The organism is Terrimonas ginsenosidimutans, from assembly GCF_022012415.1.
In the GTDB taxonomy this organism is placed as follows: domain Bacteria; phylum Bacteroidota; class Bacteroidia; order Chitinophagales; family Chitinophagaceae; genus Terrimonas_A; species Terrimonas_A ginsenosidimutans.
In genome coordinates, this window is the sequence record NZ_JAKLTR010000002.1 from 476783 (window position 1) to 495710 (window position 18928).

The 18928-nt window shown below is 45.4% G+C and carries 13 protein-coding genes; 8 read left to right on the top strand and 5 right to left on the bottom strand.

The window, feature by feature from the left end:
- Positions 1 to 736: 736 nt before the first annotated feature.
- The 8 genes from LZZ85_RS04475 (at position 737) to LZZ85_RS04510 (ending at position 14405) form a co-directional block, all read left to right on the top strand.
- Positions 737 to 1303, top strand: a complete 567-nt coding sequence (locus LZZ85_RS04475) for an RNA polymerase sigma factor (protein WP_237868777.1) — start codon at positions 737 to 739, stop codon at positions 1301 to 1303.
- A gap of 68 nt (positions 1304 to 1371) precedes the next feature.
- Positions 1372 to 2541 carry a FecR family protein gene (locus tag LZZ85_RS04480; protein WP_237868786.1) on the top strand — a complete coding sequence of 390 codons (1170 nt, stop codon included), beginning with the start codon at positions 1372 to 1374 and terminating at the stop codon, positions 2539 to 2541.
- A 78-nt stretch (positions 2542 to 2619) separates the two neighbouring features.
- Positions 2620 to 6297, top strand: coding sequence for a SusC/RagA family TonB-linked outer membrane protein (locus LZZ85_RS04485; RefSeq protein ID WP_237868788.1), 3678 nt, complete (start codon positions 2620 to 2622; stop codon positions 6295 to 6297).
- Positions 6298 to 6311: 14 nt separating this feature from the next.
- Positions 6312 to 8252 carry a RagB/SusD family nutrient uptake outer membrane protein gene (locus tag LZZ85_RS04490; RefSeq protein WP_237868796.1) on the top strand — a complete coding sequence of 647 codons (1941 nt, stop codon included), beginning with the start codon at positions 6312 to 6314 and terminating at the stop codon, positions 8250 to 8252.
- Between the two features lie 313 nt (positions 8253 to 8565).
- A complete protein-coding gene (locus tag LZZ85_RS04495) occupies positions 8566 to 10101 on the top strand; it encodes a glycoside hydrolase family 28 protein (protein WP_237868803.1) in 1536 nt (511 codons plus the stop codon).
- A gap of 10 nt (positions 10102 to 10111) precedes the next feature.
- Positions 10112 to 11515 (top strand): glycoside hydrolase family 28 protein, encoded by a 1404-nt coding sequence (locus LZZ85_RS04500; protein ID WP_237868812.1) that lies wholly within the window; start codon positions 10112 to 10114, stop codon positions 11513 to 11515.
- On the top strand, positions 11515 to 13716 hold the full coding sequence (locus LZZ85_RS04505; RefSeq protein ID WP_237868821.1) for a GH92 family glycosyl hydrolase: 2202 nt from the start codon (positions 11515 to 11517) through the stop codon (positions 13714 to 13716). Before LZZ85_RS04500 ends, LZZ85_RS04505 begins: the two co-directional genes overlap by 1 nt.
- 2 nt (positions 13717 to 13718) lie before the next feature.
- Positions 13719 to 14405, top strand: a complete 687-nt coding sequence (locus tag LZZ85_RS04510; RefSeq protein WP_237868823.1) for an SGNH/GDSL hydrolase family protein — start codon at positions 13719 to 13721, stop codon at positions 14403 to 14405.
- A 230-nt stretch (positions 14406 to 14635) separates the two neighbouring features.
- Here the strand turns inward: LZZ85_RS04510 and LZZ85_RS04515 are convergent, their stop codons facing one another.
- From LZZ85_RS04515 to LZZ85_RS04535, 5 genes are all read right to left on the bottom strand, one after another.
- Entirely contained in the window at positions 14636 to 15244 is a 609-nt protein-coding gene (locus LZZ85_RS04515) for a flavodoxin family protein (RefSeq protein WP_237868825.1), read from the bottom strand.
- A 41-nt stretch (positions 15245 to 15285) separates the two neighbouring features.
- Entirely contained in the window at positions 15286 to 15768 is a 483-nt protein-coding gene (locus tag LZZ85_RS04520) for a (R)-mandelonitrile lyase (RefSeq protein ID WP_237868827.1), read from the bottom strand.
- Positions 15769 to 15877: 109 nt separating this feature from the next.
- Positions 15878 to 16609, bottom strand: a complete 732-nt coding sequence (locus LZZ85_RS04525) for a carboxymuconolactone decarboxylase family protein (RefSeq protein ID WP_237868829.1) — start codon at positions 16607 to 16609, stop codon at positions 15878 to 15880.
- A 201-nt stretch (positions 16610 to 16810) separates the two neighbouring features.
- Complete coding sequence (locus LZZ85_RS04530; RefSeq protein ID WP_237868831.1) at positions 16811 to 17794, bottom strand: aldo/keto reductase; 984 nt, start codon at positions 17792 to 17794, stop codon at positions 16811 to 16813.
- Between the two features lie 220 nt (positions 17795 to 18014).
- Positions 18015 to 18866, bottom strand: a complete 852-nt coding sequence (locus LZZ85_RS04535) for an aldo/keto reductase (protein WP_237868833.1) — start codon at positions 18864 to 18866, stop codon at positions 18015 to 18017.
- Positions 18867 to 18928: the final 62 nt, after the last annotated feature.

The following is an 18928-nucleotide window of genomic DNA, read 5'->3' on the forward strand; positions in this document are numbered from 1 at the left end:
AATATCTATTTCACAAGGTCTTTCAACATATGATCAGACGCATAATCAAGAATATCAAATAATAAATGATCGCGCTGATCATTTTATCCACTATTATAGCTTGACCGCAGTCCTCTTTGTTCCTTACCAGTAACGAACTCAACAACATTCAAGAGTTATGCGTATGTCTCCGATTACGCATCGGCTTTGCAGAAGCCGCCCGCCTCCTGTCATCAGCCAGTTAGTGACCGATATATCGCCAACTGATTTTTTTGCGCCTTTGAAGAAGGCCTATAATGCCAGGGACTTTTCGATACCAGATTAAACTGCTACCACCTGAAATCTGCAAGCGGACGGTTTTTTCGAAACCGGTATGTAGTCACAGACTACATACAATCCTCGACATTTGTTGAGTTCATTTCATGTGGGATAAAGAATGTAGTAAGTTAAACGATGTATCGAGCCGTCTACTTACAAACCATGAAAGTAGCATTCCCTTTCATGCAAGAAAATCAATCTCCAGCAAACCGCACTTCTTTCCCGAGCGGTAATCTCTCGCACTGCTGTACAGGCAGTGCGGTTGTTCTTGATCTTATCTCCGTCACGCATTGGCTCAAAAAATATAAAATAATCCTCGTCACTAAGACCAGGCAAGAGCGACTTCGATTTCGCAAGCTTTAAAAACAAAGACCCTAATCATTCTTTGGCACGCTAAGGGAAACTCATTATTTTTATCGCCATTCACTTGCCACACGTCATGGATAAAATGAACATCTTACCGGATACTTCCCTACTCACACAATTGCAGGCTGGCAGCCATGATGCATTTAATGAGATCTATGACCGTTACTGGAACAAGCTTTATTTTGTCGCATACAAACATCTGGGTGAGGCTGCGGATGCCGAGGAGATCGTGCAGGAAGTGTTTATCACGCTGTGGAGCAAAAAAAGCGCACTGCAAATTGACTCTCTGGCAGCCTATCTTGCCGCAATGACCCGCTATGCCGTATATCATAAATTGAAGCAACGGAAGAAGATACATATTACCACACTTGAAAAACTGGATGACGGGAGCCTTCGGCATGCAATGGAAGAAGGAAGCTTTGAAAACAAGCTGCTGCTGGAAATTGTTAACCGCCTGGCCAATGACCTCCCTGAAAAATGCCGTCTTGTTTTTATCAATAACAAATTGCTGGATCGCCCCCTGCCCGAAGTTGCCGAAGGCCTCGGGATCTCTATTAAAACCGCGGAAGCTCATCTCTCCAAAGCGTTGAAAATCATCCGTACAAAAATGGGTGATACCTTTTTTTCACTGTTTCTGTAACTTTTTTTTGAAACCACTAAGGGTAAACTGTTTTAAAAACACTCTTAGTAAATACACCAGTTTGTTTTATGCAAAACGAAAGGATAGATCTGCTTGCTTCAAAATTTCTCGATGGCTCCGCTACGGAGGCAGAGAAAGCGGAATTACATGCGTGGTATGATGAATGGAAAGATGATGAATTGGTTGTGGTGACGGAACTGCCCGGCAATGAAGAGGCGGTTAAGGAACGTATTCTTTCCGGGATATTACAGGCGATGAAACCTGATGAACAAATACCTGTTGCGCCGGTAAGATCGTTACGCCGCTATTGGAAGGCCGCCGCAGCTGCTGTTCTTTTACTGATTGCAGGAGCCGGTACTTATCTTGCTGTGAAGAAGGATGCTCTGCCTGAACAGACCATTGCAAGCGATGGTCTTTATAGGAATGACGTGGCGCCTGGTAAAGATATCGCAACCTTACAGCTTGCAGATGGAAGCGTTATTAACCTGGCAGATTCTATCCAGCCCGGATTGCAACAGGGAAACGCATCCCTGAATAAAGAAGAAGAGGGCCTTCTTGTTTATACCGCCCCCTCTTCATTAAAAAATGAAGCAGCATCTGTTTCTTATAATACCATTTCGACACCCAATGGAGGGGAATTCAAAATAGTTTTATCGGATGGCTCTAAAGTATGGCTGAACGCCGCAAGCTCATTGCGATTCCCGGCTGCTTTTACGGGTAAAGAACGGAACGTCGAATTGTCTGGCGAAGCATATTTTGAGATCGCACATAATGCATCTCAACCTTTTACTGTGACCGCCGCGGGCACAACTACCAGGGTGCTCGGAACGCATTTCAATATCAAGGCCTATAATGATGAAGAAGATGTGACGACAACACTTCTTGAAGGTTCGGTAAGAATGGAGACCGGTCAGCAGCAGAAAAATCTTACTCCCGGACAACAGGCATTGATCCGGAATGGAGCTAAAAAGATTGATGTCTCAGCGGCTGATGTAGATGATGCCGTAGCCTGGAAGAACGGATATTTTACATTCCGGAATGAGAATATCAGGGATATCATGCGGCGGATCTCCAGGTGGTATGATGTCAGGGTGACGTACGAGGCCGGCGTGGAAGCGAGTGCATTTGGAGGAACTTTCTCCCGTACAAAAAGTCTGAAGCAATTATTGAAGAGTCTCGAGATCACCAATACAATACATTTTAAAATCGAAGGTAAAAATGTAACGGTCATGCCCTGACAAAAGAGTCGCGCGATCTTTTGCACCAGGGAACAGGTTAAGGCACACCAGCTGCTAATATGAAATAAAAACAACGAAATGCTGCTTACTAATCATTTGTTCGGGGATTGCGGAATGCCGCAGTCTCTTATGAGAAAGCTATTGCCCGGAAAATCAATACTGCTTTTGATCATTTTAAGTATTTTTTCCTGCATCGGGTTGAGGGCTCAATCCATTACCATTAACCAGAAATCTATCCCTTTGATCAAAGTGATCCCGTTGCTGAAACAGCAGACCGGATACGACTTTTTGTACAACGCAGAACTGTTTAAAGACGACAAACCGGTTGATATTGTGGTAACAAATATTAGTCTTGCGAATATGCTTGACAAGTATTTCGTTCCGCGTGGGATCACCTACGATATCAATAAGAATGAAAAAACAGTTGTTTTCAAAAGAAAGCAAACGATTCCCGCGGCCCCGCCGGAAAATCCTTCTGCGGAGATCACACTGACCGGGCGGATCACTAACGAAAAAAATGAGCCGCTCTACCGGGCAACTATCAATGTAAAAGGCACCGGCAATGCGTCCACTGCCGACTCTCTTGGTTTATATACGCTGAATATCCGGGAAAGCAAGACGCCTGTGGTCTTACTGATCTCGATGATCGGTTACGAACTTACAGAGGTCAACGCAAATGGCCGCTCCGTTGTAAACGTTTCAATGAAGGAAATGCCAAAAGAGATGGAAGACGTGGTGGTTATTGGCTATGGAACAGTGCAACGGAAAGATCTTACAGGCGCTGTTTCCGCGCTCACAGATAAAGACCTGAAGGATATTCCGATCAACTCCGCGGCCCAGGCATTGCAGGGACGATTGGCCGGCGTGCAGATCGTGGTAGGGGAAGGAGCTCCCGGCGCTCCGGTTGATGTATTTATCAGGGGCAGGAGCTCTATTACGCAATCCGGTTCACCACTATACGTGGTAGATGGCGTTCAGGTGGAAAATGCGCTGGATGTATTGTCGCCCCAGGACATTGAATCGATCAACGTATTAAAAGATGCCGCATCCACGGCTATCTATGGCGCGAGAGGAGCTAACGGTGTGGTGATCATCACTACAAAAGGCGGCAAAAATACCAATGGTAAGTACACAGTCGGCTTTAACACGTTTGCCGGTGTGAATAAACTGACGAAGCAGCTGGATATGATGGATCCATACCAGTTTGTGATGTACCAGTATGAGAAAGCAAAATATACGGCCAGCACGAATGATATGAACTCTGTGAGCAAATACATCCGTGACCCGAATAACTTCGATACGATCGCGCCCACCTTTATGAATTATCCCGATGCGATGGACTGGCAGGATCGCATGATGGGCCGGAATGCTTTTCAGACAACACAGAACCTGAATGTATCCGGCGGTAACCAGGCGACTCAGTTCAACCTGAGTTTAACCAATAATATACAGGAGGGTCTGTTACTCTATTCAAAGCTCGACAGGAAGCTGGTGAATTTTCGTCTTGATCAGAAGATCAGCAACGCGATCAAGATGGGATTCAATGTCCGCTACAATAACCAGCGCATTACCGGAGCAGGCACGTCTGATGCGGGTAGTGCCAATGCGAATCGCCTGAGACAGTATACAAGATACAGGCCGCTTTTTCTTCCGGGACAGGATGAAGAATTTTATGACCAGGCACTCAGCGATTTTAATCCCGGCAATCAGCTGAACCTGATCAATCCGCTTTTGCTTTCGCAGGCGGAATACCGGTTGTCGGCTGCCGTGTTGTATAATTTCAACGGGTATGTTAATATAAACCTGTTCAAAGGCGTTTCTTTCAGGAGCACATTTGGTTATGATTTCACGAATACACAGGGAAAGAGTTTTGATGATACGATCACAGCGAATTCCAAGAATAATGGCGCAAGGATGCCCATTGCCGGACTTTCTGACACCAGGCGTTCGGTGATCAATAACTCAAACGTGTTCACATATTCCAACAATCGTTTTCTGGGAGCCGGTAGCAGGTTAACGGTGCTTGCGGGACAGGAGATCTTCGAAACGCGGACTGTCTCAAACAGCCAGATCGTTCGTTATTTCCCGATAGGGACAACACAGGAGATTGCCTTTGCCAATTTTGGACTGGCGACTCCACCGGTGGGATTTACCCAGCCCAAACCCACTTCGGCAGATATCCGCACAAGACAACTGTCTTTTTTTACAAGATGGTCTTATGATTTTAAACAGAAATACCTGTTCTCATTTAACATGCGTGCTGATGGATCCTCCTTATTCGGGCCCGATTACAGCAACGTCTTTGTTTCTCCAGACTCGATGAATAATAAATGGGGATTCTTTCCGTCGGCATCAGCAGCCTGGAAGTTTTCGCAGGAAGGATTCATGAAAAATATCTCCTTTGTCAACGATGCGAAGATCAGGCTGAGCTATGGTGTATCGGGAAATAACAGGATCGATCCGTATGGTTATGCAACAAATTTTTCAACGGCAGCGAATTCAGGCTATGGACTCAATGATGTGCTGAATTACACGCTGCTCCCACCTGCAAGATTTGGTAATGCGAATATAAAGTGGGAATCCCTAAGCTCGGCCAACTTTGGCATCGATCTTTCGTTGTTCAACCGCCGGCTTGATGTAACGGTAGATGTTTACAGCAACCGCACGAAAAACCTTTTGGTGGAAAATTCATTCCCCGGAAATACGGGATACCGCACGCAGTATCAGAATGTCGGCACTGTCCGAAATAATGGTGTAGAGATTCAACTGGGAGGAACGGTGATCAAAAAGAAAGATTTCTCCTGGAGCAGTAATTTCAACATATCCTTCAATAAAAATAAGGTGGTTAGTCTTGGAGATCAGCAACAGTTCATGGCTTCTTCCGGCTTCTTCGCCACAGCAGGTAATCCGGCAGACTATCTCATCCGCAAAGGGCAACCAATCGGAACCGTGTTCGGACTGAAAGTGGAAGGGTTTTATACTGTAGATGATTTTGACACCAACCCGATCACCAATGCAGGTTTTCCCGGGCTTACCTACCAGTACACACTCAAGCAGGGACTGCCTAATCCACAGGCGGTGATCTCTGACCTGGTTCAGCCGGGACAGATCAAATATGCAGACGTTAATGGTGATGGTAAGATCGACCTCGATGACCGAACAGTGATCGGGAACGTGTTGCCTACTTTCACCGGCGGCTTTACCCAGCAATTCGCTTACAGGAATTTTGATCTGAGTGTGTTCATGAATTTCTCGTATGGAAATGATGTATACAATGCAAATAAGCTTGAACTTTCCACCGCTTATAACCTTGATGCAAATATGCTGGCGCTGATGGATGAGCGTTGGAGGGTGATCGACGCAAACGGCCAGTTGGTGCAGAAACAGCTGAACTCAACCACCGTCATAGGCGTTTCCCCGGAAGAGCTTTCCGCATTGAATAGCGGAGCCAGGATCTGGACACCAAGCCGCAGCCTGCTCGGTTACTATCCCAGTTCCTTTGCCGTGGAAGACGGCTCTTATCTCCGGATCAATAACATCACGCTTGGTTATACATTCTCAAAGATCGCAATGAAAAAGATCAAGATAGCGAGCCTGAGATTGTATGGCACTGCCAATAATATCGCGACGATCACCGGGTACAGCGGCTATGACCCTGACGTGAGTTCAAGGAGAAGCATCCTTACACCCGGTGTTGACTATTCTGCCTATCCGCGTGGCAAATCATTTATCGTAGGATTGAATGTTATTTTCTAAAATTTCCGATTGTAATGCGTATGAAATATTTGTTTTCTTTTAAAAGAGTTCAACTGATACTTTTCGCCGTGACCGGCCTTTCTTTCGCTTCCTGTAAAAAGTACCTGTCTCCAGAGCCGCTGTCTTCCTTTGATACCGGAATTGTTTTCGGGAATACGGTCAATGCGAGAGCCGCTTTGATGGGCGCTTACATGGCCATGGCAGGCGATGCAGCTTACGGATTGTTTACCAGCTACCAGTATGTATATGATGATGATGCAATTTTAGGCGGTGGCGCCGGGTTGGATGTGGCGCGCAGGCAACAGGCCCATTATACCCTGAATGCAACTAACGGCGAAATATTTACCACCTATAACCAGTTTTACCAGGGCATAGAACGCGCAAATAATTGCATCTACTACATCCCTAAAATGAGCCAATACGCGGAAGACGGTACATCCGGCGAATTGAAAAGGATGCATGGAGAGGCGCTGGTGTTAAGAGCGCAATATTATTTTGAATTAACCAGGATATTCGGAGATATTCCGGAGCAGCGTGTGCCGACTGCGTTCATTGGTTCACCTTTCCTGGGAAGAACTCATCGTGACAGTATACTGACGCATGTGATCGCTGATCTTGAGCAAGCGAAAACCTTATTACCCTGGCGTACCGAGGTGGCGCAGGATGAACGCTTCACGAAAGGCACTGCAATGGCATTAAGGGCAAGGCTGGCGCTCACAAGAGGTGGCTATGCTTTGCGGGCAAATGGCCAGATAGAGAGAGCTGCCGACTATCTTGATTACTACCAGGTAGCCAGAACCGAATGCGATTCATTATTAAAAAGAAGAGACCAGCACACGCTGATGCAGGAGTACAAAGCTATTTTTAAAGATGTGATCAATGCACATGTGGCGATGGATCCAAAGGGAGAACTGATGATGCAGGTGGCAACAGCATTGGGCAACAGCGCATCTGACAGCCGCATTGGTATCGCCAGCGGCACAAGGATGAATGGCGTTGGCGGCCCGTTCGGACCGGCATTGCCTACATACTTTTACCTGTTCGATTCAACTGATGTCCGCCGGGATGTTACACTTGTGCCTTACCAGATCGTACTTGACATATATGGCCGCGCAAATGCGAGTCATTCTATTTATGATGGAAAATTCCGGCGCGACTGGGTGTCGAATCCATCCTATTATTTCAGCAGCGGTGTTACAACGGGAACAAACCCGGTTACACTAACGCCGGCTTCCAATGCGTCACTTACTACGATGCAGTTGAACTGGCCCCTGATACGCTTCTCTGATGTATTGCTGATGTTTGCTGAAGCCGATAATGAACTGAATAACGGGCCTTCAGCTGATGCGCAGGCCGCATTCCGCGAGGTAAGCCTGCGTGGGCACTCAGGAAATTCATCCCTTGTTCCTGCAATACCAACGGATAAAGATGGGTTCTTCAAACTGCTGGTAAAAGAAAGGGCACTGGAATTTGGAGGAGAAGGCATTCGTAAGTACGATCTTATACGCTGGAACCTGCTTGGTGTGGCACTGGCCGAAACAAAAGCAAACCTTATACGTATGGCAGCCGGCACCGCCATGCAGGCTTATTCCTATATGGCAGCTCCTCCTGGCTATACACTATCGGCAACCTTACCAAGATTCATGTATTTCTATTCCCGTGTGAACGGAGTACAAAGCGGGAATATCTGGGCCAACTCATTTTATAAAGCATCCCCTGCAAGCGGAAGCGGCATCAGGGATAATACCATAACGCCCGCCATTGCAGATATTACTTTGCCAAACTCGGGGGCAAATGTTAATCGGGTTGTCTGGGTTGCCAATGCTGCGATCACAACCACATTCGTGAATTTCTATGCTTATGGATTTCAAACCGGGAAAAGTGAACTATATCCATTGCCACAGGCGGCCATGGAGGCAAATTATAATTTAAAACCACAAAACCCGGGCTATTGATCAGGCTGGGCCTGCTTCATCTGTAACGTCCTTGTTTGCTGATAAGCGATGTTGCAGGATCAGGATTATAACTGATCTGTCGCAGGCGTAAACAGCCCGGCGAACAATATCGCCATGTCATTCACCTGATATCATCAATAAGAAAACAACCATACGATGAAGTACTTTTTATGCCTGATCCATTCTGTGTTGGTTTTCCTGCCGGAAGAGATATCAAATTGTTGAAACGATAAGTGATCATAGTATCCAGCTGCCCGTTTTCGGAAATATCGGTCAACGGGCAAATCATCGGAAAGTAAATACGCAATAAAAAATGACAAGTTTTAACTCGAGGATCATCTGTGTTTTTCTTGCGATCCTGTTTGTTGGTGAATCAGCGCTCGGACAGAACGATGTACTGCCGTATCCGTTATTGACCGGAGAGACGAGCAAGATCTTTACTGTAAAGGCAAACGGTTTAACTATTCCCGTTTCATCTTATAAGGGCATCCATTATGCCCGGTTTGGGCAGAACGGGAAAGCAAAACTGGAGATAGGTTTTCAACAAGCGGGAGAGGTCAGGGTCAGTCCGCAGCATGCATTCGCTTCAGCAAAAGATGGCATCCGGCTCGAACTTGAAAAGCCCGGGTACTATGTATTATCAGTAGGTGAAAATGAAAAACTCTTTGTTCTTGCCGACCTCCCGGATGTTTTCACTGCGCAGGAAAAGAAAGATCTCGTATCGGTCAGGACCTTTAATGTTGATGGAAGCGGCAAAACCCTTTCTACGAAGGAAATACAAAGAGCTATTGATGAGACATCAGCTAATGGAAAGATCCTGTTCTTTGACGCAGGGGTTTATAAAACAGGGACGCTGACAATCGGCAGTAATGCGCGGATCTATTTTTCAGAAGGATGCCTGATCGATGGCTCATATGATACCTCTCATTATATTGTTGACAAAGGATTCAAAGAGGCCAATAAGCTGAGGGACGGCAAAGCTTTTTCTGATAACGGGCAACATATGACCTACAGCAGGTTGATCCTTGTGGAAGATGCTGCCAATGTAAAGATCTGGGGAAAGGGGATCATCAATGGAAATGGTGCAGAGGTACGTAATACAGGTAAGCCGGCAAATCTTATCCGGATCCGAAATAGCAGAAATGTCCTGATAGAAGGTGTCTGTTCTTTCGATCCGGCTGCCTGGAATACGCATATCCTGTATAGTGACAGCGTTACGATACGCCACGTGAAATTGATCAATGACCTGAATGTTCCCAATACCGACGGATTTGATCCGGACGCGTCCAGTCATGTCCGGATCCAGGATTGCTTCGCTTTTTGCAGCGACGATAATGTCGCGATCAAGACATCCAATAACAGCAACCTTCTTCGCGATTGCCATGATATCAAAGTGGAAGGATGTGTTTTTCTTACAAAAAAATCAGCCCTGAAAGTGGGGACTGAAACAAAGGCAACCGTAATGCGGGATATTATTTTTCAGAATAATTATATCGTGATGGCAGACAGGGGGCTGGTTCTTTATTGTTACGATGGCGCACGCTTTGAAAATGTACAATTCCTGAATAATTACTTTGAAAAAGGTTTTGCTGATTTTGAAAAAAAGGCGATCCATTTTTCCATCAAAGAAAGAAGTGGAAAAGGCGTGATCCGGGATGTGCTGGTGAAAGATTGTTATTTCTCATCTGATTTTCATAGTGCCATTGCAATAAACGGTTTGAGTAAGGGCCATGAAGTGGAAGGACTTGTTTTCGAAAACATTTGTCTTCTTGGGAAAAAGGTAACTACCGTTAGCGGGTTGAATATACAGCAGAACGAATTTGTTGGTAGAATCGAACTGAAAAAATAATACCGAAGCTATGAGAACATCTTTCCTGTTACTCTTTACATTGTTGTCCTCCTACTGGTTGCATGCACAGGTTGACCATAATATCACCACGTATAAAGCGAAAGGAGACGGTAAAACCCTGAACACAAAAGCTATCCAGGCGGCGATAGATAACTGCGCTTTGAAAGGAGGAGGCACGGTTTGGGTACCGGCTGGCATATTTGTAACCGGTTGTATTTACCTGAAGGATAATGTAAACCTTCATCTTTCAAATGGTGCTGTGCTGAAAGCAACGCCTGAATTGTCTGAGTACGACCGAAAGACAATGGCATTAGTGTATGTCAGAAATGCAGTCAACGTGTCCATCACAGGCATGGGAATAATTAATGGAAACGGCAAGAATTTCAAATTTGTGGAAGAAGGTCCGGACCGGCCTTTTGTGGTACTGGTTGAATCAAGCAAACAGGTGATCATCCGGGACGTTAAGCTCTATGATGGGGCCAGGTGGACGCTAAAGTTGTTTGACAGCGATCATGTACAGGTGAGCGGAGTAACTATCTATTCCCATTCCAATCATAATAATGACGGGATTGATATTGACAGCCGGAATGTGACAATATCTGATTGCATCATTGACAGTGATGATGATGCCATTTGTTTAAAGAGCGAGAATCCGAACAGGATCACGGAAAACATCACCGTGACTAATTGCATAGTGTCATCCAACTGCAATTTTATTAAGATGGGGACAGGATCCTTCAGCGGGTTCAGAAATATTTCCATTACAAACTGCGTCCTGAAGGCTGCGGCTGAAACACCGTTCTGGAAATGGCACAATATTGTAAAAGGCGTAAAAGATACTATCTCAGGCCTTGCAGGAATTGCATTGGAGATCGTTGATGGCGGCATGATGGACCAGATCGTTATCTCGAATATTACTATGACGGGTGTGCAAACGCCTGTATTTATTCGTCTTGGCAATCGCAAAAATGCTGTGGGTTCTTTAAAGAATGTACTCATCTCTAATATCACAGCCACTGCGAACAGCCTGATCCCTTCCATCATTGCAGCGGTTCCCGGTTTTTATATTGAGAATGTTACATTCAGAGATATGATACTCCGGCATACAGGCGGAGGTACGGAGGAAGATGTAAAACGTGCCGTGCCGGAGAATGAAGCGAAATACCCGGAGAACAGGATGCTTGGCCATACGCTGCCGGCTTACGGTCTGTATGTAAGGCATGCCCGGAATATCACGCTTGATAATATCCAATTCATAATAGCCGCTGCAGATGCAAGACCAGCTATCTGGCTGGAAGACGTAAAGGGTGTGTATATAAAAGATTTTTCTCCCGGCAATAATGCCAGGCCTTCTGCCATGATCAGGCAAACCAATGTAACAGATTTCTTTTACCAGAACTTACGCGAACACTAATGAAGATCATCATTCCTGTTATTTGCATCTTTTTTACTGCTGTATCCGTTGCGCAGCCATCCTCATACACAAGTTTTGTGAATCCGATGATCGGGACAGATGGCACGGGACATACATTTCCCGGAGCAACAGTTCCTTTTGGATTGGTGCAGTTAAGTCCCGAAACAGGTTTCGCCGGCTGGGACTATTGTTCAGGTTATCGCTACGCGGATAAAAAGATCTATGGATTTTCACATACGCATCTCAGCGGAACAGGCGCGAAAGATCTTGGTGATATACTGATGATGCCTTTCACCGGCACGCCGGGGGATACGGTTGTCAGTACATTCAGTCATGACAAAGAAAAAGCCTCGCCCGGTTACTATGCAGTTGAGCTGGATGACTACAATATAAAAGCCGCATTTACGGCAACTGCACATGCCGGCTTACATCAGTATTCGTACCCTTCAGCGGATAAAGTGGGCATAGTGATCAATCTGAAAGCAGGATTAGTCAACAAAATCGCTGACCTGGAAACGCATGTCCTGGAAAGTGCGATTTCTCTTGTAGACAGTCATACGCTCAGTGGGTACACGATCACCAGGGGCTGGGCGGGAAAGCAGCACGTTCATTTTGTCATCAGGGCACAACAGCCAATTACTTCACATCAATGGCTTTCTGATTCAGCCGCGGGGCGTAATCACGTTCTGGCACTTTACTTTGGTGCTGGAAATGCATTTATGCAACAGATAAAAGTGGCGATCTCAACTGTCAGCACAAAGAATGCTGTTGAGAATCTGGAAGCAGAAATCCCTCACTGGGATTTTGCGCGTGTCAAACAGGAAGCAGCGCTGGCATGGGAGTCAAGACTTAGCAAGATCCAGATAGAGGGCAGCAAAGCAGAGAAGGAGATCTTCTATTCGGCCATGTATCACTCCTTTATTGCCCCTAATAATATTGCCGATGTGAACGGCCAGTATCGCGGTGCTGATAATGAAGTTCATCACGCCAGCAACAAGGTCTATTACTCCACGTTATCCCTTTGGGATACCTTTCGTGCATTGAATCCTCTTTTTACTATTATCCTTCCGGAAGAGACGAAGAACATTGTCCGTTCAATGCTTGCGCATGACAGCGTACAGGGTTATTTGCCGATATGGACGTTGTGGGGGCATGAGAATTATTGTATGATCGGCAATCATGCTATCCCAACTTTAGCGGAGGCTTATGTTAAAGGTATCTGTACTGATAACATACAACAGGCGGTCGATGCCGTTCGCCGGAGCTCAATGGTTGATCATAAAGGTTCTGACTGGACAACCTATCTGAAACATGGCTACTACCCGTCAGACATAACTACGCGGGAAGCAGTGTCAAAAACGCTGGAAAGTAGTTATGATGATTATGCGGTGGCGAAACTGGCGGCACTGTCCCGGAACACGCAGCTGAGTGACAGTTTCATGAAACGGGCTTCTTTCTACCAAACCCTCTTCGATAAAGAAACGGCTTTTATGCGTGGAAGAAACGCGGATGGCAGCTGGGTTCAGGGTTTTGATCCATTTAAATTGTCGCATGCCGGTACAGCTGGTGGAGACTACACGGAAGGTAACGCCTGGCAATATACCTGGCATGTTCAACATGATATTCCCGGCCTGATCGCGCTGATGGGCGGAAAGCAGGCTTTTCTTCAAAAACTAGATTCGCTGTTCGAACAACCGTCCCATGTGTATGGCGACGGATCGACGCTGGACGTGACCGGGTTGATCGGACAATATGCACACGGGAATGAACCATGTCATCATGTAGCTTACCTGTATACACTAGCTGGTCAGCCCTGGAAGACAGCAGACAGGATCTCGCAGATCATCCCCTCATTCTACACTAACAAGCCGGATGGTTTAAGCGGAAACGACGATTGCGGGCAAATGAGCGCCTGGTATATTTTCAGTTCACTGGGTTTTTATCCTGTCGATCCTGTTTCAGCGACCTATGTTTTCGGCAGACCATTGCATAAAAAATCTACCATCAGGGTAGGAGAGAAGTCTTTCGTCATAAATGCCAAAGGCCTTGATGCCAATAACAAATATATTCAGCAAATCCTGTTAAATGGAAAGCAATATCATAGCAGTTCTATAACTCACGCGGATCTGGTTAAAGGCGGCGAGCTGACATTTATCATGGGAAATAAACAAGTTGACTATACAAGAGAAATAAAAAAATAAATATGAAGAAGGGAATAATCAGCCTGGTTTGTCTTGCGATCATAGCCATGGCATTCCGGCAAGACAAACCGAAGAAACTTTTTTTGCTGGGTGATAGTATTTCAATGCAATACAGTCCTTTCCTGGAGAAAATGGTAAAAGGAAAATACACCATTATCCGAAAGCAGGACGATGGAGAAGGAATGCAGAACCTTGATATACCCAAGGGTTCTAATATTGGCAATTCCCGGATGGCTCTCAGCTATATTCGCTATAAACTCGCGGACGGAAAATTTCATCCTGATCTGATCACCCTTAATTGTGGCTTGCACGATATCAAACGAGATACAGCAACGGGCGCGCTTGCTGTTGATTCTGCTGAGTACAGAAGGAATCTGACAGAGATCGTCAACATCATAAAGCAAAAAAAGATTCCAATGATCTGGATCAGAAGTACACAGGTGGTTGATTCCATCCATAAAAAGAATAAAGCTTTTATTCGGTTGGCAACAGACCTCGAAGCCTTCAATGCCATTGCGGATGACGTTTTTAGAAAGGCAGGCATCAGTGTTCTGGACCTGTACTCATTCACAAAAAACATGGGTAACCGGCGGTTTGTGGATCACGTGCATTATGATGACGATACCAAGGAGTTGCAAGCGGCTTATATCGCGGGGTATCTGGAGCAATGGGAGGCGGTATTCAAGTGATAGAACTCTGGTTGCCCGTAACGTATTTTTCAACGTAATCACGCGTTGCAATTATGTGCCTTGTCTGGCGAACCATTCGGAAGCTTCCTGTAAACCCGTGATTTTTTAAAAGGCTTCTGATGATAAAATTTGGGGTGCCGTCAGTGAAATGCCGTTGCTTAAGCGTCGTCGGGGCGGCAAGATGCGAATCCAATAGCACGTCCTCATGAGGAGGATATATCATCGGCCCGCTATTCAAGCAGGCCGATGGTTTTTAACCATTTTGTTACTTCACCATCTACATCCTTCTCCTTTTCTCCATGCATAACAAAGAGTTCTCCGTCCCGTTCCGAGCCTCCGCGTATGGATAATCCTCTTAAGAGTTCACTTTCCGGGCAAAGTTCATTCACTGTTTCAAAACTGGAGCCTGTACCATATCCTCCGTTCGTATTAAAGGGGATTACTTTTTTCCCCTTCAAATTATACTGGCTGAGAAAACTTTTCATCGGTGGTGGTAGTTTCATCCCCCATGTCGGAAACCCTACAAACACGGCTTCATATTTTTCGATGCTGTCTATTTTAGTCTTCAGCGGTGGCAGGTACGAAGTTTCGTTTTCCTTCGCAACTTGTTCAACCGTCTCCTGATAATTTTCGGGATACGGTTTCTGCGGTTCTATTTCCACCAGCTTGCCTCCAAGCTTTCGATGGATCATGTGCGCGACAGCTTTGGTATTCTTTGTTCGCGACAGGTACACGATCAGAATCCGGTCTTCCGATACAGGCTTTTGAGCTGCCGAACAGCCCGACAACAATATCATCCATGCTATTAGTGCAGAGATTGAAAGCACGATCTGTCTCATAGTAACCATATTTAAGCGAAGAGAAGGTCCTAAGACCGGCATCAATTATTATAGTCTGCGTCAGTTACTTCCTCCATCCAAACCGTTTCTCCTTTTTCCCTTCCTGTGATGGCGAGTTGAACGAACATTGTATCCGCACTGGCACCATGCCAATGTGAAACATTGGGAGCACATTTGATAACGTCTCCTTTGCGCAGGATCTTCTTGACTCCACCTTTTTCCTGGTAATATCCAACACCATTTGTGACCAGCAGGATCTGCCCCGCCGGATGAGCATGCCATTTTGTTCTGGCGCCCGGCTCAAACGTAACATTCCCTACAGAATTCTGATTGATACTGTCCGACTGGATCAAATTGCTAAGCCATGCTGTGCCAGTGAAATTATTATTAGTAATTTTTTCACCCCTGGGAAAAATCATATTATTCAAGCTGGTTGTTTCAGTATTTTCAGTTTTCGTTTTGCTATCACAAGCTGTGAACGTTACAATGAAAACTAAAGCTGTGTAGTTTGTTATTTTATTCATATTGGTTTCGTACTGTTTAATGTGTGTTTAGCATTCCCTGTAGCATCCGGCATTATATTCCAATGAATTTTTAACAGGGGTACCTGCATGGGAAGAAAAGTGTAAGATGTTACTTTTTATTTTTCAGGACTTCATCCAAAACCTTTTGCGCGGCTTTCGCTTCTTTTTTACCGGTCTTCTGCATGAGGGTTTCCACAAATTGTTGTAATTGTTGCTGTGTCAGTCCTACATTCAGGCATAGGTTCAGATGTGCATTCAACATCGGCTCCACGCCGCCGATGCTGCTGAGCACCGATACCGTAACCAGTTCTCTTTCTTTATAAGTCAGTATATCGCGTTCAAAAATATCTGCGAAGAGATGCTCTTTCAGGAAAATTTCAATTTGCGGTGCAAATGCGGCATAACCAGATTTTGGTCCTTTTTCCTGCACACCGGATAATTGTTCCAATATCGCTTTACCCCGTTCGTATTTGCTGCGTTGATCATTGACAGGTGACGCCTCAGCACCGATGCTGTCGGTGATCCCTTTTGTCTTACGCTCATTCATTACTGCCATGAAAGTCTGTAATCCCCGGATACTTCGCGGAAACCCAGCATATGCATACACATGGACAAGCGCTTCCTTGATCTGATTAACTGTGAGACCTGCATCAAGGCCGGCATTCAGTTCGGTTTTCAATTTTGACAGATCGCCTTTTCCTGTTGAAGCGCCGATGCCGATCAGGCTCTGTTCTTTAGGGCTAAGCATGCTGTGTTCCGTTGAAGTAACCTGCGCGTTTGCGGTAGAATAAATTGCATTCAAAGCAATCGCCAGTGCAAGAAGTATTTTGTTTTTTGCCATGATCAGTTTTTATTTTTTGAAAATTTCCCGATCACATCCAACTGCAGCCAGGTATTTAACTGATCGATTGTTCATTTTCTCCAATTTATATATGATGCGTTACTGATGCTCCGGACTGTTGCGATCAGCCAACTGGCGCATAGTATATTGCCCGGTCAATGTTTCTCATTCTCACTTCCCATACCGCATAATCTCAGCTCTCTATTTGCCCACCCGTTCCTGCAAATGCTGCGGATATCGTGCGCCTACGATTTCAATATTCTTCAATGCGGCATCGATAGTGGCCAGATCATCACTGTTCAACACAATAGTTGCTCCACCAATGTTTTCTTCCAGGCGATACAGTTTCGTCGTGCCGGGAATAGGAGAGATCCAGGGTTGTTGAGCCAGCAACCATGCCAGTGCAATCTGAGCAGGCGTCGCCTCTTTTTGTACCGCGATCTTCTTTACCAGGTCCACCAGTGCCTGGTTAGCTTTACGGTTCTCTTCTGAAAATCTTGGTACGATATTCCTGAAATCACTTGCTTCAAATTTGGTGTCTTCATTGATCGTACCTGTTAAAAAACCTTTTCCCAAAGGACTGAAGGGCACAAAGCCGATCCCCAATTCATCTAACAGGGGAATGATCGCTTTTTCCGGCTCACGGTAGAATAAGGAGTATTCACTCTGTAATGCTGATACTGATTGCACCGCATGTGCTTTACGGATCGTGTCAACACCGGCTTCTGATAAACCAAAATGTTTGACCTTTCCTTCTTTGATCAGTTCTTTTACAGTGCCAGCCACGTCTTCTATCGGCACCTTCGGATCAACACGGTGTTGATATAACAGATCGATGTACCCTGTCTTTAATCGTTTCAACGACTCTTCCACGACTGTTCTGATCCTTGCCGGGCTGCTATCTACACCTTTTGTAGAATCGCCATCCTGAAAGCCAAATTTTGTTGCGACCACTACGTTTTCCCGGAATGGCTGCAATGCTTCACCCAATACTTCTTCGTTTGTAAAAGGTCCATAACATTCAGCTGTATCAAAAAAAGTAACGCCTTTATCATAAGCTGCCCGCAGCAGCCTGATCGCTTCAGGCTTCTCTGTCACTTTCCCATAACCAAAACTGAGTCCCATACATCCCAATCCAATGGCAGACACTTCCAATCCATCTTTTCCCAGTATTCGTTTTTCCATCTCACTTGTATTTTCTTTTGAATTAATTCTTTTATTTCTATACCAGAGAATGCCTGAACCATGGCAGAAGTCTTCTCCCGCGCAAAAGGCATCCATGTTGATCCAATGTCGTTTGGTTAAGGATTTTCCCGAAAGTTCATTCGATGGCCGATGACCGATGGCCATCGAGCTAGTGTAGGACGATCTCTTAACTAAACAACATTGCATTTTGAACCGGTAACTAATCGATCGCTTCACGTTCGCCCAGCCATTTCACCATGGCCGGATCACGGTGATCAAAGAACAGACTGGCTTTCGTATCGAGTGTTTTGATCGCTTCCATATCCTCGTCACTGAGATGGAAATCAAAAATGTTGAAATTCTCTTCCATCCGTTCTTTTCGGACGGATTTCGGAATAGCGATCACACCGCGTTGTTTAAGCCAGCGCAATACGATCTGTGCAACAGATCTATGATACTTTCCGGCTAATGATGTCAATAGCTCATTGGAGAAAAGATTATTCTTTCCTTCTGCAAACGGTCCCCATGATTCAATCTGCACATTGTTTTCGCTGAGAAACTGATGTGTTTCCAGTTGCTGATGAAAGGGGTGTGTTTCGATCTGGTTGATAGCCGGTACAATTTCATTGTGAACGATCAGGTCAATCAACCTGTCCGGGTGGAAATTACTTACGCCAATTGCCCGTATTTTCTTTTCACGATACAGCTCCTGCATCGCTTTCCAGGTGCCGTATACATCACCCATGGGCTGGTGCATCAGATAAAGATCCAGGTATTGCAGGCCAAGGCGTTCCAGTGATCTTTCAAAAGATCTTTTAGTCCCTTCGTATCCATCAGCATGGATCCAAACTTTCGTCGTGATGAAAAGATCTTCTCTGCTTATCCCAATTTTTTTGATCGCTCTTCCTACCGCTTTTTCATTACCGTAGGCAGCTGCCGTGTCAATTAACCGATAACCTGTATCGATTGCATCCAAAACGCTGCGTTCACATTCCGCGGGATCAGTTACCTGAAATACACCGAAGCCAAGCACCGGCATCTCCACTCCATTGTTTAATAGTATTGTTTCCATTGTGTATAAGATCTATGAAGAGCAAAGGTCCAGCCAATCTGGTTGCCGGGCATTATACAGAT

Bases quoted from the DNA above. Each gene is read 5' to 3' on its own strand.
- LZZ85_RS04475 (WP_237868777.1), top strand. From the start codon at position 737: ATGGATAAAATGAACATCTTACCGGATACTTCCCTACTCACACAATTG.
- LZZ85_RS04480 (WP_237868786.1), top strand. From the start codon at position 1,372: ATGCAAAACGAAAGGATAGATCTGCTTGCTTCAAAATTTCTCGATGGC.
- LZZ85_RS04485 (WP_237868788.1), top strand. From the start codon at position 2,620: ATGCTGCTTACTAATCATTTGTTCGGGGATTGCGGAATGCCGCAGTCT.
- LZZ85_RS04490 (WP_237868796.1), top strand. From the start codon at position 6,312: ATGCGTATGAAATATTTGTTTTCTTTTAAAAGAGTTCAACTGATACTT.
- LZZ85_RS04495 (WP_237868803.1), top strand. From the start codon at position 8,566: ATGACAAGTTTTAACTCGAGGATCATCTGTGTTTTTCTTGCGATCCTG.
- LZZ85_RS04500 (WP_237868812.1), top strand. From the start codon at position 10,112: ATGAGAACATCTTTCCTGTTACTCTTTACATTGTTGTCCTCCTACTGG.
- LZZ85_RS04505 (WP_237868821.1), top strand. From the start codon at position 11,515: ATGAAGATCATCATTCCTGTTATTTGCATCTTTTTTACTGCTGTATCC.
- LZZ85_RS04510 (WP_237868823.1), top strand. From the start codon at position 13,719: ATGAAGAAGGGAATAATCAGCCTGGTTTGTCTTGCGATCATAGCCATG.
- LZZ85_RS04515 (WP_237868825.1), bottom strand. From the start codon at position 15,244: ATGAGACAGATCGTGCTTTCAATCTCTGCACTAATAGCATGGATGATA.
- LZZ85_RS04520 (WP_237868827.1), bottom strand. From the start codon at position 15,768: ATGAATAAAATAACAAACTACACAGCTTTAGTTTTCATTGTAACGTTC.
- LZZ85_RS04525 (WP_237868829.1), bottom strand. From the start codon at position 16,609: ATGGCAAAAAACAAAATACTTCTTGCACTGGCGATTGCTTTGAATGCA.
- LZZ85_RS04530 (WP_237868831.1), bottom strand. From the start codon at position 17,794: ATGGAAAAACGAATACTGGGAAAAGATGGATTGGAAGTGTCTGCCATT.
- LZZ85_RS04535 (WP_237868833.1), bottom strand. From the start codon at position 18,866: ATGGAAACAATACTATTAAACAATGGAGTGGAGATGCCGGTGCTTGGC.